This window comes from Synechocystis sp. CACIAM 05, assembly GCF_010222815.1.
GTDB lineage: Bacteria > Cyanobacteriota > Cyanobacteriia > Cyanobacteriales > Microcystaceae > Synechocystis.
In genome coordinates, this window is the sequence record NZ_CP019225.1 from 2,137,354 (window position 1) to 2,152,852 (window position 15,499).

Here is a 15,499-nt window from a genome sequence, read left to right on the forward strand (position 1 = left end):
GATTATCATTAATTATGGTGAAAATTTTATTCTTTTCACCATTTTCCATTCTTCACCCTACTTTTCAAACACGCTCTTAGGATCTATGGATCTATTCCAACGACAAGACTAGATCGGAAATTGGGGGAATTATCGAGTGAAACCTTACAAAGCATAAGACAAGGGATAATTTTTGCATTAGCTTTGGAGTAATAATCAGCCTATTTAGGGAGCAAAATAACAGCGATTAAGCCCCTGGGATTCAGCAACATAAAGGGATTGATCAACGCTGATCGTTACTATGCCATGCAAAAAGGAGGCATTGTGGCGTCCGGGGAAACCCAAACCTTGAGCCAGGAAGTTATCCAAAAATTCTTGGCCGTTTAATCTTTCCAGATTTTTCTCCACTGCCGGATTAATGGTATTTTTTCGGGTGTCGTAACCCTAAAGAGGAATTTAATCTATGAACGTGATTCCCACGGCGATCGCCGATGTGTTGATTTTGGAGCCCAAAGTCTTTGGCGATGAACGGGGTTTTTTCTTTGAGAGCTACAACGACAAGGTTTTCCAGCAGGCAGTGGGCATAGAACCCCATTTTGTGCAGGATAATCATTCCTTTTCTTGTCAGGGGGTAGTGCGGGGGTTACATTATCAAATCCAGCATCCCCAGGGAAAATTAGTGCGGGCGGCCCGGGGAGAAATTTTCGATGTGGCAGTGGATCTGCGCCGTAATTCCCCTAGTTTTGGCCAGTGGGTGGGTTGTGTGCTCAATGACCACAATAAAAGACAGCTATGGATTCCCGCCGGTTTTGCCCACGGTTTCGCCGTTCTTTCCCCGGAGGCAGAGGTGCTGTATAAAGCAACGGATTACTATGCACCGTCCTATGAGCGCACCCTATTGTGGAATGACCCGGCCATTGGCATTGATTGGTCGTTAACCACCACTCCCCTATTATCTCTCAAGGATCAACGGGGTCTTCCCCTAGCCGAAGCGGAGGTGTTTGATTTTTAAGTTCGCCTCTTTCCTGAATTACCCAAAAGTTTGCTGGAGAAGAATCAAGGACTCATTTTCCCCAACCCTAAGGAGAAGGGGGCAAAACATCTGCTCTCCCCGTCGTCTGGCCAAATTTTTGCCGGAGCCATTGCCAAATTTTTCCCAGTAATTGTTCCAAGCCGTACACCAGACGATCAAGCCATTCCAAGCACCAAACCAAGACGTGTTTGTCATAGCCCAAACTCTGGGCCTGGGTTTCAATCCAATCAAAAGCGGTTTCCAATTCTTGGGGCGATCGCCTTTGATGGGCCATTTGCCCCGCGGAGTGAAGCGATTTTCCTTGGGGTTTAGTCTCCCCTTGGGCAGACACAACTTTTTCCTCTAATTCATCTAAAGCCCAATCCTCCTCCAGCCAGGGATCTTGCGCCACCATCCCAGGGGGACTGGGGAAAACGGAATTTGCCAAGGCGGATTGCTTACGGCCAGGGTGTTTACGACCACGGCGGTTAGGGGCGATCGCCTGGGAATTATTACCAGGAACCAACGCAAAATTGTGGGGATTTTCAATGCTTTCTTCTGTCCATTGTTCAACGGCATGGGCTGTGGTAGCGGATCCATTGCCTTGGCCCAGTAGAGGCGTAACCATGGCGGGCATGGGCAAATCAGCAAACAATTCTTCCCAAGCCAACCACGGACTGGAATTTTCCCCTGGTAAAACAGGATTATTTCCCCCTTCCCCTGCCAACGATTGGGCTGAACCACTTCTCTGGGGACCGAAAAAGTAGGCGATCGCCGCTTGGAGAATCACTTTTAACTCGAACGGATCGGGGCCGTTAACCGGATGGCGATCGGAATTGAATAATTGCTCCAGGGTTTGTTGTACCCGATGCTGTAAACCCTGCCCCAGATGTTGGACGGTGGGGGGCAGCACTTCCACAATTTGTTGGGATAGTTGTTGAGATTTAACTACGGTGGCTTCAATAACAGGTTGTTGTCCCAGGCTTGTGGCAGTCTGGGTGAGCCAATGTTTTAAGCCATTAAGATCGGGGGTTGAAACCGCTGTGGGGATAATGGCCCCGGTGGATTGCCCCAAGGTAGATAAAGCCGGCCTGGTTTGCCAACGGTAAATGCCCTGCCAGAGCCAATCCAGGGGGGCAAGTACCTTTACACTCTGTTCCCGTTGCCCATTGCCGTCACCGCCGCTAATTAGAGGGAGACCCCGCCATTGTTTAGCTTGCAAAGCCCATTGCCGACGACGTTGATAATGCCATTGGGCCAACTCCCGCCGAATTTGTTGTTGCAATTGTTGCTGTTGCTCCGGGGAAAACACATCCAGAGTTAAATTGTCTTTGGTGGTCAGCACTAAACGGCGATCGCCACAACGGGAAGCTAAACCTTGAATGACAATGGCATTGTTGTCGACTTGGAAAAGGCTTTTAACCTGCTCCCCCAATTTGCTTAGTAGGGACGGACTTGCACTGGGGGGTAACGCTGGTTTCTCTGCCTGGGCGGGTAAAGCTAGATCTTGATCGGCGACGGCATCTCTATTTTTCTTGGGGGATTGAGAGTCAATTAAGCCGGGGAAATCCTGGGTTAACACTAGGCCTTGGTTTGCTTGATCAACCACAGCATGGTCAAACCAAGCCTGCAGGGAAGTAAGCACCGTTGCAATGGGTTGGTCAGCGGCGATCGCCAAATCTCCCCTATCGTCGGAACTTACCTTATCTCCTTTTTTTTCTTGGGGTAAAGCCCGTTGGTTCTGATTCCCCTCGCCCCCTAACACCGGCCCCAACCACTTTTCTGGATGTAGCAGCCAGTAAAAGGGATACATCAAAGCCTGGACGCCCCATTCCGCCGCCACCCGCAGATGACGCACCGTTTCCCCCAGGCGATCGCGCAACCGTTGGGATTGGCGATTGAGATTGGTAAAAAGACGACTCTTGTAGGGGCCACGGGAACTAGACATGGGAACTACCGACTACCAATGGAATGGTCACAATGCTCAAAGACCAAAGTGATCAGATTGTGTTCTATCCTACCCCGACTAGATGGGGCTGACCGACTTCGCTTAGAATCTACCATGGGGTGTAAACCTGCCCTCCATTCCACCTACTGCAAATTGTACTATGGTTTCAGAACGCATTTTGCCTGAATTGAACACCGCAGAAATTTCCCTGGACAGAGAAACCGCCTTAGTGCTTTACGAAGACATGGTCCTGGGTCGCTTCTTCGAGGATAAATGCGCTGAGATGTATTACCGGGGCAAAATGTTTGGTTTTGTCCACCTCTACAACGGCCAGGAAGCGGTGTCCTCTGGGGTAATCAAAGCCATGCGCCAGGATGAGGATTACGTTTGCAGTACCTATCGAGACCATGTTCATGCCCTCAGTGCGGGAGTTCCAGCTCGGGAAGTAATGGCGGAACTGTTTGGTAAGGAAACCGGTTGCAGTCGGGGTCGGGGTGGTTCTATGCACCTATTTTCCTCGGCCCATAATCTCCTGGGGGGCTTTGCGTTCATCGGGGAAGGGATTCCCGTGGCCCTGGGGGCGGCGTTTCAAACTAAGTACCGCCGGGAAGTGTTGAAAGATGACGGCTACGACCAAGTTACCGCCTGTTTCTTCGGTGATGGCACCAGTAATAACGGCCAGTTTTTTGAATGCCTGAACATGGCCGCCCTGTGGAAACTGCCCATTCTGTTTGTGGTGGAAAATAATAAATGGGCGATCGGTATGGCCCACGAGCGGGCAACGTCCCAACCAGAAATCTACAAAAAAGCCAGTGTGTTCAACATGGTGGGAGTAGAAGTGGATGGTATGGATGTGGTGGCAATGCATAAAGTAGCAACGGAAGCAGTGGCTAGGGCCAGGGCCGGCGAAGGGCCTACCTTGATTGAAGCGTTGACCTATCGTTTCCGGGGTCACTCCCTAGCGGATCCCGATGAACTCCGTTCTGCCGAAGAAAAACAGTTTTGGGCTGCCCGGGACCCGATTAAGAAATTTGCCGCTTTCATGACGGAACACGAATTAGCCAGCAATGAAGAGCTCAAGGCGATCGATAAACGCATTCAAGAAGTAATTGACGATGCCCTGGCCTTTGCCGAGTCTAGCCCCGAACCCAATCCCGAAGATCTGAGGAAATATATTTTCGCTGATTAGTATGCTGGGGAAGCGGCGCAATACGTTCACCGTTTGGGAGAATGGAATAGTTAACCGTGGGAGTTTGTTTGTGATTGTGCTCCTGATCGATTAACTGCCTATTTTTCCTCCTACTCCCTGTGCATGGAATCTAAGTTGCTGAGTGCAAATCAAGGCTTTGGCCCGGTTTTAAGAAATTCCCGCTTTTTGTTCCTCTGGGTTGGCCAAATTTTCTCTCAGTTGGCCGACAAGTTTTATCTAGTTTTGATGATTGCCCTGATCGCCAACCATTACCAGGGGGAAAATCAATCCATTAGCGGTTGGGTGTCGGCCATTATGATCGCCAACACGATTCCGGCGGTGCTATTTGGTTCCTTAGCTGGAGTCTACGTTGACCGCTGGCAAAAGAAACAGGTGTTGGTAGTCACTAACTTTTGCCGGGGCATTTTGATTTTGCTGTTGCCGTTTCTGCTCTGGTTCGGCGATCGCCAGAATATTAACTTGCCAGTAGGATGGCTACCTAGTTTTCTACGTCGTTGGCAAACAGAAGAACACCAGTATTTTGCTTTGCCCTTGGGTTTTGCGATTCTGTTGGTGGTTACCTTTGCTGTGTCCACCCTAACCCAGTTTTTTGCCCCGGCGGAGCAATCGGCCACTCCCTTGGTGGTGCGGCGGCGGAATCTATTGGCGGCCAATTCCCTCACTACCTTAACCATGATGGGGGTGCTGATTGTGGGTTTTGCCATCGGGGAACCCCTGCTTAGCTTGGCGGATAGTCTTTTCCCCCGGGCTGGAGATCTGGGACCGGTGCTGGTGGTGGCAAGTTGTTACTTGATGGCCGGCATTGTGTTGCTAATGCTGAAAACAGGGGAAAAGCAGGCTGATCCGGACTTGGTCCACCCCCATGTGCTGAGTGATATCCAAGATGGCATCCGTTATCTCCAGGAAAATCATCGGGTACGCAATGCCCTGATTCAATTATTGATTTTATTTTCCATTTTTGCTGCTCTATCCGTACTGGCGGTGAGTATGGCGGCCCAACTACCGGGGTTAAAGGCTTCCCAATTCGGTTTTTTACTAGCTTTTGGTGGTTTGGGTATGGCGATCGGAGCCTTGAGCATTGGCTACATTGGCCAACGTTTTTCCCCCACGGAATTGGCCCTCTGGGGCTCCCTGGGCATGGGGGTTTGTCTGACCGGATTGGCTCTGTTTGACCACAGTTTAGTGCTGACTTTTATTGCCATCACCATCATGGGTTTTTTCGCTGCCATGGTGGGGGTGCCCATGCAAACGTTGATGCAGGTGGAAACGGACCCGGAATTCCACGGCAAAGTATTTGGCCTGGAAAATAACGTCAATAATATTGCCCTGTCTTTGCCCTTGGCCCTGGCGGGGGTAGCGGAAAGTTTATTTGGTTTAACCCCAGTGTTGCTATTCTTGGCAGCGGCGGCGATCGCCGGAGGAATTTTGAGTTGGTATATCAATGAAAATAGTCCCCCCGTGACCTCCCATAAAGCCAACGGGCCTTCGTCTTCTAGCTAGCTAACCATCAATGGTCACCACCACCGGAGCATGGTCACTGGGTTTTTCCCAACCCCTGGGTTCCTTATCTATCCAACATTTTTGGGCCTGGTCGTAGAGTTGGGGCGTTAGATAATGGTGGTCAATGCGCCACCCCCGGTTGCGACTAAAGCCTCTAGTGCGATAATCCCACCAACTGTAATGGCCCGTTTCTTCGGTAAATTTACGAAAAGCATCCTGCAAATCGGCGATCGCCAACACTTCCGTTAAAGCTTGCCTTTCAATGGAGGTCGCCATAATATGATTCTCCCGGCCCACTGGGTCATGGATGTCCCGGTCTTCGGGGGCAATGTTGAAATCTCCACAGACCAAAAATTCTGGGGTGTCACTGTGGCGCAGTTGCTCAAGATAGGTCTGCAGTAAGTTTAACCACCGCAATTTGTACAAATACTTTTCACTGTCGGGGGCAGATCCATTGGGCACGTAGAGATTAACGATCCGCACACCACCATAAACGCCACTGATCACTCGTTTTTGTTCATCCAAATCCCCCGTCAAGTCTGGCTCCACTAGGGCCGCAAAACCGATTTTCACGTCTTGCAATGGTTCCCGACTGAAAATGGCCACGCCGTTATAGGACTTTTGCCCAGAAATGTGGCAATGGTAGCCCGCCTCTTCAAACGGTTGCTGGGGAAAATCTTCATCCACCACCTTAGTTTCTTGCAAACAAAGTACATCAACAGGGTTTGTGCTTAACCAATCAAGAATATGTTGTTGGCGACTGCGGACGGAATTAACGTTCCAACTGGCGATGTCCATGGGAAAACTGAGAAAAAATAGATTGGCCGTAGCCCCTTCCCACTGCCAGTCGGCCCAGATCAAAATTGATGGCGGCCTGTTCTAGCACCCATTGGGCATAGGTGTTGCTGTTGGGGCCAGGCCAGTAACGATAGCTGTAACAGTGGGGATAGATTTGGGGACTGTTAAGAATAATTTCCCCCAGGCGATCGCCGATGGGGCCAGACCATTGCTGGGCTAAAAAACTGGGGCCGTTACCCACTCCTCCATAGGGAGTCAGCAGATTTTGATGGAGATGACCCCAACTTGAGGGCTTCAACTCTCGCCGTTGCCACACCTCCCATCTTTGTAAATTCTCCAAGCTTTGACCATGGCGATCGCCGACCACATACCAGTAGTGGACAGCCCAGCGACCAACAAAGGGAATTTTGGCCCACAATAGTTGCACTTCCATCGCCATGGCGGTTAAGCAAAAAGTTATGGGAATGATCTACTCGTACAGCCAAGGGTTAAGGGTGGCATCCCACTCATTCACTTCCTCATCCTTGAACCAGAGGGAAATTTCCCGTTTAGCGGTTTCAATGGCATCGGAACCATGGATAATGTTGCGACCAACGGACACACCGTAATCCCCCCGGATAGTGCCAGGAGCAGCGGCGTGGGGATCGGTAGCACCAATCATTTGGCGAGAAGTGGAAACGATGGAATTACCTTCCCAGACCATGGCCACCACGGGAGAGGAACAAATGAAGTTCACCAAGCCGGAAAAGAACGGTTTGTCGTTGAGAGCTTCGTAATGTTTTTCGGCCAATTCTTGGGATACAGTCATCACCTTCATGGCGACTAACTTGAAGCCTTTTTTCTCGAAACGGCCGACAATTTCCCCAATTAATTGCCGTTGTACTCCGTCGGGCTTGATCATGATAAATGTGCGTTCCATGGCAACCTCCTTTTGCTTTTTCTGTTAAAAAAACTTAACAATCACCCTGTATTTTACATGGTTTGGGCATCGGGATTATGAATGGTAACCAGCCCCCATCGAGAGGGGAAAATCACCCTGGCGATCGCCGTTCCAGAACCTAGGGGAAAAGAAGATCAAGGATAATTTTGGTAAAAAGCTTGACAATGGGCACCACTTTCAGCACAATGAAATACTGTGACTCGGGGCTATAGCTCAGTTGGTAGAGCACTTGCATGGCATGCAAGGGGTCAGCGGTTCGAGCCCGCTTAGCTCCATTTAGATGGAAAACTAGTCAGTTACTCTTCTATTTTTTGTCTTGACCAGGTGGAAGGCTCCAAATGGTTTACATAGTTAATGTAGTGGGCTAACGGTTTATCAACATTCAATAGAATATTGGGCTTAAATTGAATATTGTCATAAATCAAACCGTCTTCATGGCGCAGGAAATAGTAAGCTAATTTTGTGCAAAGCAAGAGAAAATGACTGACCAAATAGCCCATAATGCCACGGCGTTTTGCCGTAACGTAGATGGGCTGGATGCGAATTTTACTCAACTCTAGATTGACATCATCACCGTGCAAGCTGGGCAGGGGAACGTAGGCATAAATCATGTGTAGAGGAGGAAAAAAACGGACATTTTTCATAATGGTCAGTAAACCAATGCAACCATTGTCATAACGCATGGAATATTCATAGGTTTCTCCCAAAAAATAATGTATCAAGCTCTCTCTTAAGGTGGTGTTTGGAACATTGCCTTTCATGGTGAAATCAATTTGGGTTCCTGATTCATTTTGCCGCAGGGATAAATCCATCTTGATGTCAAGATGATGAACTGTCTTCAAATGTTGGGCATCAATGCCGTTCATCATGCAAATATGATGGTGACATTTTCTTTCAAAGGCTTTATCCGCTTGGGTGACCAGTTTCTGACCCTGGAGTTCATCAAATTCTGGTAAATCATTGGGGGCAATTTCCTCTGGAAAAATCCAAATAAAGCCATATTTTTCGGCGGTGGCATAGGATGCTAATTGTGCTTTGGGGGGAATTTCCGACTGACAGGGAATATGGCGACATTTACCCGTTTCATCAAAGGCCCAACGATGAAAGTTACAACGAATCCAGTTGTCTTCAACTTGCCCTAAACCTAGGTCTGTGCCAAGGTGGGGACAGTAGCCGTGGAGGGCCCGAGCCTTTCCATCTTCTCCCCGAAACACGACAATTTTTTGCCCACAAAGGGCCAGGGATTTAGCTTGACCCCGCCGTAATGTCTGGCTAGGACAAACAATATACCAACCCTTGGCAATAATTTGCCAATTATTAAAGATTTCCATGGTTGAGTAAGACGAGGGGCTAATATTGAAACGGGAAACAGTTTTCTATTTATTGTTTTATTGTTCTGCTAAAAAGTTATTTTCAACATGACCCAATCTACTAATTTTGCTGATGTTTATCCAGTACAGTGGCGAGATGATCAAGTAATTCTGATTGACCAGACCCGTTTACCTTTGGAATACAAAGAAGTGGCGATCGCCGACTATGAGGCTATGGGCCACGCCATTAAATCCATGGTAGTACGGGGAGCACCGGCCATTGGAGTTGCAGCGGCCTACGGTATGTATTTGGGGGCCAGGAGGATTCAAACTACGGAATTAAGGGAATTTGTCGTGCAGTTGGAATTTGTGGCGGATCAGCTACGCCAAACCCGACCCACGGCGGTAAATCTATTCTGGGCCATTGACCAGATGTTGAATGTGGCTTACCACAGCGGCGAAAATGTGGAGCAGATTAAGGCCAATCTCCTTTCCCAGGCCCAACAAATTCAACTCGATGACCTGCGTACTTGTCAGGCGATCGGGGCGGCAGGACTTGAAGTATTACCAAGGGAACCCCATCAGTTAACTATCCTCACCCATTGCAATGCCGGCGCTTTGGCCACTGCTGGTTACGGTACGGCGATCGGGGTTATCCGGGCGGCCTGGTCTGCGGGCCGCTTGGCCAGGGTCTATGCCGACGAAACCAGACCTAGATTGCAGGGGGCAAAATTAACCGTGTGGGAATGTGTGCAGGCAGGGATTCCCGTCACCCTGATTACCGATAATATGGCCGCCCATTGCATGCAACAACAACGCATTGACGCCGTGGTGGTGGGGGCCGATCGTATTGCGAGAAATGGCGATACAGCCAATAAGATTGGCACCTATGGCTTAGCGGTGTTGGCTAAAATGCATGCCATTCCCTTTTTTGTGGCCGCCCCATTATCTACGGTGGATTTTGCCTTGGATGATGGTAGTCAGATTCCCATTGAAGAACGGGACCCGGTGGAAATTTACCAACCAGAAGGGCACCGCATTACCCCAGAGGGAGCAGAATTTTATAACCCGGCTTTTGATGTTACCCCCGCCAGTTTGATCACCGCCATCATTACCGAACAGGGAGCCATTGCTCCGGAAAAGTTGGCAGATCTACAGGCTTAGTTTTGCCATCTATTTCCCCACAAAAGTAACTTTTTCCACATTTTTAGCGATAGTTTTCCACAGAAAATTCCCCTAAGGATGCCATCACTAATCCCTGCCTAAATCCAGCATTTCGTGAATTTGGGCTTGGCAAGCTTTAGTAACCGCTTCCAATTCGGGTTTCCTATTCTTTACTGGAGGGGCGATCGCTTTACCAATGCGAATAGTTAAAGGCACAGGATGGGGCCAGGGGGAACCGGGCTGAAAAATTTGCTCTACTCCCCCTAGGCTGACGGGAATAATGGGCACTTGGGCTTTAGCTGCAATCATGGCAGCCCCCAATTTTGGCTGGTGAATGCGGCCATCCTTTGTTCTGGTTCCCTCCAGAAAGACCCCCACTAACCAACCATCCCCCAGCGCCGTCAAGGCGGCCCGCAATGCTCCCCGATCGCCACTGCCCCGTTTGACTGGATAGGCCCCATAGAGGCGAATGGCTGGACCCAGCAGGGGCACATTAAATAACTCTTCCTTGGCCATAAAGGCCACCGGCCGGGCCATGGCACAGGACAAAAATGGTGGGTCAAAATAACTGGCATGGTTGCTCACCACCAAGGCCGGCCCCCGGGTTGGCACCAATTCCTGACCATATACCTGGGCCTGGAACAATCCATGGAGCAGTGGCCGCACCACCACCCATTTCAAGCCCCGGTAGAGAGCTAAATTAAGTGACGTTTCCCTTGGGCGGGGAGCACTCAAACCACCACGATGATTAATCTCGGAATCCACTGAGCTTTCCCGGAAAATACTTGCCTCAACACTTTATCAAAACCATGACGAGTAAATCCCCGTGCCAATGGCGACAGCTTCTATCTTTGGAATCCATGGGAGGAGCCAGCATTGCCCGCCGAAAACTGGACTAACTGGATACTTCCGCCCCAAGTCGTGCAGATGATGGCAAGGAAAATTAAGCAAAACGCTTTTCCATAACTCATATTGGGGGTGGGAGAATGGAATTTTTGCCTCCATACTAGTTCCGGCTCCTCTGTTCTCGTTTCTCTACTTTTACTTCCATGAATGCCCATGAAATTGCCCTGACGCTGCAAAAGGGACTTAAAGCCCTGCAAAATCAAGAATATCAGTCGGCGATCGAGGCTTTAGAAATGGTTTGCCGCCGGGTGCCCCAGCAGGAATCCCCCGAATTTCTCAAAGCTCAGATGGCCTTAGTGAGGGCCTACAGAGCCATAGGGAGATTTGATCAGTCCCGGGAAATCTGCGAATACTTAACCCGGAACCCAAACCCAGAGGTACAAAATTGGGCTAAAACGATGATGCTGATGCTCCTTAAACAGGAGAATGGGGCTGAAGGGGAAGCGGATGAGGATGTACTGTCCACTAATTTGAAAGCCGGTCGAGCGGAAAATAATCGGGTTAAGGTAGCTTTGCCCAGGGTAGCGGATAGTTTGCCTTTTATCTTCGGTGTGGGCCTCTTGGTTCCCCTTTTAACCACTTCTGTGTTGTTTACACCGCTGGGGTGGTGGTTGGCCCAGGGACAGTGGCAAAAGTTGTTGGCCATTAGTCTGGGGCTGGGCATTGTGGTTAATTTCCTGGCTTTGTTTTACAGCGTCCCCATAATTGATTTGATCAATCGGCGCATTTATGGCACCCAATGGGTCAACCTTGGCGCAGTGCAAAAATATAGCCCCGAAGCCGGGGAATTAATGTTGCGGGTGGCCAGGGCAAAGACTTTTTCCATTCCTAAGCTGGGGATTATTCCCGATAATCGTCCCGTTATGTTTACCTATGGCGTGCAACAAAACAATAGTCGTATTGTGCTCAGTCAGGGGATTTTTCGTTATCTAAGCGCCGAAGAAATTGCCACCCTCCTGGGTCATGAATTGGCCCACATTGTCCGCCGGGATTGCGCCCTATTGACCTGTATGAGCGGTTGGGGACAGGTATTTTACTGGTTATACTGTGAGCTACAAATGGCCCGGACTTCCCAGCCGGCGATCGCCAAGATATTGATCACCCCGTTGGTGTGGATTTGCTTGGCCATGTTTCGCATTAACCAGGGGTCCAACCGTTACTTTGCCCGCACAAGGGAATATTACGCTGACCACTTTTCCGTCAACTACACTGGTAACCCCAACGCCTTAACTCGTGCCCTAGTGAAAATGACCAGGGCTTTGGTAAAACGGGAAAGACAAGCAGAGAAACCAGCCTTATTTCTGGAAGGTATGCGCAACTTTGCTAACTATGATGCCTACACAGCGGCGGCCTGTGAACGGGGAGAAAGATTTGATCCGAAGATGGTGGGCAATCTACTCCTCTGGGACTGGGGCAGTCCCTGGCGGGGCATTATTACCTGGTGTAGTTCCCATCCCCTTTTAGGTAAGAGGCTCCAGGTGTTGAGTCATTACGCCGAACAGTTAGACCTAGACACGGAATATAACCTCGTGCTCAGCCGTCGACAAATCTCCCTGGAAGAAGCAAAAAAAAGAGCTTTATCCTTTTATCTTGAGGTATTTATTTGGCTGCTGCCCCTCTGGTTTGCTCTGGGCTTGGGCTGGTGGACCCAACAGGAAAACCCTGTTCTTAAACTGCATCTACACCAAGCCATACTGGTGGGCCTAGGAGCGGGAATTTTAATACGCACTACTTGGCAAAGTTTGGGGCAAAGGAAAGTGGCTGCCCCCACCGTGGTGAGTGTGCTCAGCGACCCTAATTTAAGCCCCATCTGGGGTACCCAGATTAATTGGCAGGGGAAATTCCGCCTGGTGCAAGCTAGTGTTTGGAGAGCGCCCAAATTGTATTTTCATGACCGCACCGGGGTAATTCCTGTGCGTTATCCTTTCTGGACTAGACTGTTGCCTCCTTTTCGTTCTCCCCAGATCCGCCTAGAGGCGATCGCCTTGGGGTCAGTAAAAGTCAGCGGCATGGTGGTGCGGGGTTTATCGCCCCAGTTACAACTTGCCACGATCGCCAACGAAGAAGGCCAAATGTTGATTGGTTATCCCCTTTTCCTTGCCTGGGCAGGGGGATTGTTATTGGTCTTACTGGGGATTTTGCTCCCAGGGTAAACCGAGATTGCTAACCCCCAGATGGCTGAGGGCGGAACCAACCCCCAACTTCCCCCAGTCAGGGAAATTAGTTTGGTTTCCCTTTAAACCTGTGCCACAATTTCCCATGGGTTTTTGCATTGTAAGGAGAATTAATTTGCGTTTTGCCTCCATTTTGGCCCTGGCTATTCCCCTCAACCTAGTTTCCTCTAGCCTAACCGCCGCTCCTTTGACTAATGGAGAATGCCTACTTCTGGCCCAAGCAAGCCAACGGAGAAATGTTGGTTCCATCGGCGCACCGGGGGCAAGGGGCGTGGATGGCCAGGACGGTGCCAACACCGATGACCTAACGGTTTTCAGTGACGGTTCCCCCATGACCCTTAACCTAGCCGGTAGGGATGGGGCTCCGGGGACTCCTGGCGCAGAGGGCTCTCCAGCCAATTGTCCTGCTTTGGATACCAGCCAGCGGCAAGACGTGCAAATGGCCAATGGCAGTGACGGTGGGGATGGCGGTGATGGGGGGAACGGTGGCAATGGCGGTTCTATAACTATCTATACTCGCAACCTCGACAGTCTCAACCAAATTTTTGTCGGGGCCGCCGGTGGTAAAGGAGGTGTTCCGGGTATGGGAGGGGGCGGAGGCCAAGCCTGCCAATGTAGCCAGCCCTATTGGACTGTGGAAAATTGTTCTGGCCGTCCGGGGGATAGTGGCTACCGTTGTTCCACCGAAGAATTTCGTTGTTTTAATGGTCTTAATGGGCGGGATGGGCGATCGGGTATTGCCGGGCAAGACGGTTTAACTGGGCGGTTGACAGTGCTGAATCTAGACCGACCATTGGAGCCGGATCGACCTGGTACTACGGTGAGCTTAGATGTGTTGAAAAATCAGGGCTTCAATCTGTCCAAAAATATTTGGGAAACTCGCCCAGGGGCGGCCCAGCTATTGGCCCCAGGTTCCGTCATTGCCGACGAGTATTTAATTTTATTAGACCGGATAGAAAGATCTTTTTTGGTGGTGTGGAATGCCCCCCAACCTTTTGAGCGTTTTGCCAATACTAATGTGAGTTTAACCCTAACTGAAGATAATCAAATTGCGCCGGAGTTGCCAAGCAATCTTTGGTTGGAAGGTACCACCCAGCAGAGAAATAATGTCACCGAATTTGTGGTTTATAATGCCATGTGGGAAGGGGATGCCACTAGCTTAGGGCGTTTAACCTTATCCGGTAGTGGGAATAATTTAAAGCTTTCTTTGGTAGATGAAGCCAATCAATCCAATTTAATGGCCACCAAGTTTAGGCTCAGATATCGAGTTACCAATGAAGACCCCAGGTTTCGCCCTCCCTCTACCTATACTCTGCGTTATGAAGGGGAAATCGAAGATAGTTTGGTCACGGTTAATGGAAATCAATTCACCATTGATATTGGTCAGTTACCAATTCCCCCTAAAGATTTGGAATCCGGCACTGGGGTAGAAATTGAGTTGGTGGCAGAAAGAACTTTTTCCGGTAACACCGCTGAACAAAAGCTGACCATCCGAGATTTAATTCGAGGTAGAAATTAACCTGGAATTAAGCCTTTTCCCCAATCCCTACCAATTTTCCCGCAGTCAGTACAACCAAGATTGGCTCGCTTGGGTTAGGCAGGGCATTATTGACGAAGTGGTGGTGCAGGTTTACGGTTCCACTCCGGCGGAAGTGCAACAAACCGTTGCCAATTCTGGTATTCATACTGCCTCCCGTTACGTGCCCGTGGGCATTGGCCTCTACACCGGCATTAAAGCTAAACCATTTAATTTGCAGGCTATCCAAAACCAGATCCAGGCTGTGGAAGAGCAAAATCTAGGTCATTCTCTTTTTATCTGGGAATTTTTAGTGTTGAGAACAATCAACGCCCACCTCAATGCTCTGTAAGGGTTCTATAAAAATTGTGAGAAACTCCCCTGGGCAAAGGAGCCATAGCTAGTGTTAGACTCCAGCCTTTTTCCCAAGCTTTCCTTCGTTATTTTTTTCTCTTTAGTCCCTAAATTTCCCCTGGATTGAGGGGAATCATGGCCCAGGTGACATAGGTGCCAATGGGGCTCCAGAGCAAAAACGGTACTAAGAAACCAAAAGCAGTGGTGGAAACTTGACTAACGGCGATCGCCAGGGCCAACCCCACAAAGAAACCTGTCGCACCAATGATACTGCCCACCCTTAAACTCCGGAGTTTACACATCACGGGGGTGTAGGCCATGACAGTCAATTCCAGCAGAAGATAGCCAACCATTAATCCCCAGCGATGTCCCGGGTCCGCCGTGGCATTCCAGGCTAGGGTAGCGGAGATCGCTCCAGTAATAAAAATAGCAATCCAGATAAAGGGAATGGCCCACTCAAAAGTTAGCCAAGAAGGGCGACGCAGGCGATTGAACCAACGCAAATCCCTGGGGGATAAACGGTTACACACAAAGGCTAGGGCAAAAGTGATCAACCCAATCCATAGCCAAGCTGGAATCATAAACACTTGCCATTAACTTATGCAAATTCTATCATCGCCCCCTGGCTGAGATCGGTGATATCGGTGGCATTATCAACACTGGTATAATTCCCGTTGGTTCCGAATAC

14 protein-coding genes, 1 tRNA gene and 1 pseudogene are annotated in these 15,499 nt (G+C 49.7%); 9 read left to right on the forward strand and 7 right to left on the reverse strand.

The genetic code is table 11. The features are described from left to right. Window positions 1-267 precede the first annotated feature (267 nt). A pseudogene (locus tag BWK47_RS10165) lies at window positions 268-366 on the forward strand (ABC transporter ATP-binding protein); the annotation flags it as partial. 76 nt (window positions 367-442) lie between these two features. Beyond that, the gene (gene rfbC / locus BWK47_RS10170) at window positions 443-991 is read left to right on the forward strand and encodes a dTDP-4-dehydrorhamnose 3,5-epimerase (RefSeq protein ID WP_162328550.1); all 549 of its coding nucleotides are present in this window, start codon (window positions 443-445) and stop codon (window positions 989-991) included. Window positions 992-1,058: 67 nt separating this feature from the next. On the opposite strand, the gene BWK47_RS10175 is transcribed toward rfbC, so the two are convergent. Continuing rightward, window positions 1,059-2,939, reverse strand: a complete 1,881-nt coding sequence (locus BWK47_RS10175; protein ID WP_162328551.1) for a hypothetical protein — start codon at window positions 2,937-2,939, stop codon at window positions 1,059-1,061. A 160-nt stretch (window positions 2,940-3,099) separates the two neighbouring features. On the opposite strand from BWK47_RS10175, the gene pdhA reads away from it, so the two are divergent. After that, the gene (gene pdhA, locus BWK47_RS10180) at window positions 3,100-4,128 is read left to right on the forward strand and encodes a pyruvate dehydrogenase (acetyl-transferring) E1 component subunit alpha (RefSeq protein WP_162328552.1); all 1,029 of its coding nucleotides are present in this window, start codon (window positions 3,100-3,102) and stop codon (window positions 4,126-4,128) included. Window positions 4,129-4,251: 123 nt separating this feature from the next. Further along, entirely contained in the window at window positions 4,252-5,649 is a 1,398-nt protein-coding gene (locus tag BWK47_RS10185; protein WP_162328553.1) for an MFS transporter, read from the forward strand. Here BWK47_RS10185 and xth read toward each other — a convergent pair whose 3' ends face one another. Genes xth through ndk form a run of 3 tightly spaced genes read right to left on the reverse strand, consistent with a single transcriptional unit; the run spans window position 5,650 to window position 7,366 of the window. Beyond that, on the reverse strand, window positions 5,650-6,447 hold the full coding sequence (xth, locus tag BWK47_RS10190; RefSeq protein WP_162328554.1) for an exodeoxyribonuclease III: 798 nt from the start codon (window positions 6,445-6,447) through the stop codon (window positions 5,650-5,652). Further along, window positions 6,422-6,886 (reverse strand): DUF3750 domain-containing protein, encoded by a 465-nt coding sequence (locus tag BWK47_RS10195; RefSeq protein WP_162328555.1) that lies wholly within the window; start codon window positions 6,884-6,886, stop codon window positions 6,422-6,424. The genes xth and BWK47_RS10195 overlap by 26 nt, the downstream gene beginning before the upstream one ends. 30 nt (window positions 6,887-6,916) lie before the next feature. Then, the gene (gene ndk, locus BWK47_RS10200; protein WP_010873220.1) at window positions 6,917-7,366 is read right to left on the reverse strand and encodes a nucleoside-diphosphate kinase; all 450 of its coding nucleotides are present in this window, start codon (window positions 7,364-7,366) and stop codon (window positions 6,917-6,919) included. 223 nt (window positions 7,367-7,589) lie between these two features. On the opposite strand from ndk, the gene BWK47_RS10205 reads away from it, so the two are divergent. Next, a tRNA-Ala gene (locus BWK47_RS10205) sits at window positions 7,590-7,662 on the forward strand. Between the two features lie 21 nt (window positions 7,663-7,683). On the opposite strand, the gene BWK47_RS17085 is transcribed toward BWK47_RS10205, so the two are convergent. Next, window positions 7,684-8,718 carry an aromatic ring-hydroxylating oxygenase subunit alpha gene (locus tag BWK47_RS17085; protein ID WP_162328556.1) on the reverse strand — a complete coding sequence of 345 codons (1,035 nt, stop codon included), beginning with the start codon at window positions 8,716-8,718 and terminating at the stop codon, window positions 7,684-7,686. Between the two features lie 87 nt (window positions 8,719-8,805). Between BWK47_RS17085 and mtnA the strand changes: the two genes are divergently transcribed. Then, a complete protein-coding gene (gene mtnA, locus BWK47_RS10215; protein WP_162328557.1) occupies window positions 8,806-9,861 on the forward strand; it encodes an S-methyl-5-thioribose-1-phosphate isomerase in 1,056 nt (351 codons plus the stop codon). A gap of 87 nt (window positions 9,862-9,948) precedes the next feature. Here mtnA and BWK47_RS10220 read toward each other — a convergent pair whose 3' ends face one another. Further along, window positions 9,949-10,626, reverse strand: coding sequence for a lysophospholipid acyltransferase family protein (locus BWK47_RS10220; protein ID WP_162328558.1), 678 nt, complete (start codon window positions 10,624-10,626; stop codon window positions 9,949-9,951). Window positions 10,627-10,910: 284 nt separating this feature from the next. Here BWK47_RS10220 and BWK47_RS10225 point away from each other — a divergent pair, with 284 nt between their 5' ends. The 3 genes from BWK47_RS10225 to BWK47_RS10235 all read left to right on the forward strand — a co-directional run bounded on the left by BWK47_RS10225 (window position 10,911) and on the right by BWK47_RS10235 (window position 14,809). Continuing rightward, complete coding sequence (locus BWK47_RS10225; protein ID WP_162328559.1) at window positions 10,911-12,920, forward strand: M48 family metallopeptidase; 2,010 nt, start codon at window positions 10,911-10,913, stop codon at window positions 12,918-12,920. 136 nt (window positions 12,921-13,056) lie between these two features. Next, entirely contained in the window at window positions 13,057-14,460 is a 1,404-nt protein-coding gene (locus BWK47_RS10230) for a collagen-like triple helix repeat-containing protein (RefSeq protein WP_237269600.1), read from the forward strand. 1 nt (window position 14,461) lies between these two features. Then, a complete protein-coding gene (locus BWK47_RS10235) occupies window positions 14,462-14,809 on the forward strand; it encodes a family 10 glycosylhydrolase (protein WP_162329673.1) in 348 nt (115 codons plus the stop codon). Window positions 14,810-14,918: 109 nt separating this feature from the next. Here BWK47_RS10235 and BWK47_RS10240 read toward each other — a convergent pair whose 3' ends face one another. Beyond that, window positions 14,919-15,398 carry a TspO/MBR family protein gene (locus tag BWK47_RS10240; protein WP_162328560.1) on the reverse strand — a complete coding sequence of 160 codons (480 nt, stop codon included), beginning with the start codon at window positions 15,396-15,398 and terminating at the stop codon, window positions 14,919-14,921. Between the last annotated feature and the right edge of the window lie 101 nt (window positions 15,399-15,499).

Bases quoted from the DNA above. Each gene is read 5' to 3' on its own strand.
- xth (WP_162328554.1), bottom strand. From the start codon at position 6,447: ATGGACATCGCCAGTTGGAACGTTAATTCCGTCCGCAGTCGCCAACAA.
- rfbC (WP_162328550.1), top strand. From the start codon at position 443: ATGAACGTGATTCCCACGGCGATCGCCGATGTGTTGATTTTGGAGCCC.
- BWK47_RS17085 (WP_162328556.1), bottom strand. From the start codon at position 8,718: ATGGAAATCTTTAATAATTGGCAAATTATTGCCAAGGGTTGGTATATT.
- BWK47_RS10195 (WP_162328555.1), bottom strand. From the start codon at position 6,886: ATGGCGATGGAAGTGCAACTATTGTGGGCCAAAATTCCCTTTGTTGGT.
- mtnA (WP_162328557.1), top strand. From the start codon at position 8,806: ATGACCCAATCTACTAATTTTGCTGATGTTTATCCAGTACAGTGGCGA.
- BWK47_RS10185 (WP_162328553.1), top strand. From the start codon at position 4,252: ATGGAATCTAAGTTGCTGAGTGCAAATCAAGGCTTTGGCCCGGTTTTA.
- ndk (WP_010873220.1), bottom strand. From the start codon at position 7,366: ATGGAACGCACATTTATCATGATCAAGCCCGACGGAGTACAACGGCAA.
- BWK47_RS10175 (WP_162328551.1), bottom strand. From the start codon at position 2,939: ATGTCTAGTTCCCGTGGCCCCTACAAGAGTCGTCTTTTTACCAATCTC.
- pdhA (WP_162328552.1), top strand. From the start codon at position 3,100: ATGGTTTCAGAACGCATTTTGCCTGAATTGAACACCGCAGAAATTTCC.
- BWK47_RS10225 (WP_162328559.1), top strand. From the start codon at position 10,911: ATGAATGCCCATGAAATTGCCCTGACGCTGCAAAAGGGACTTAAAGCC.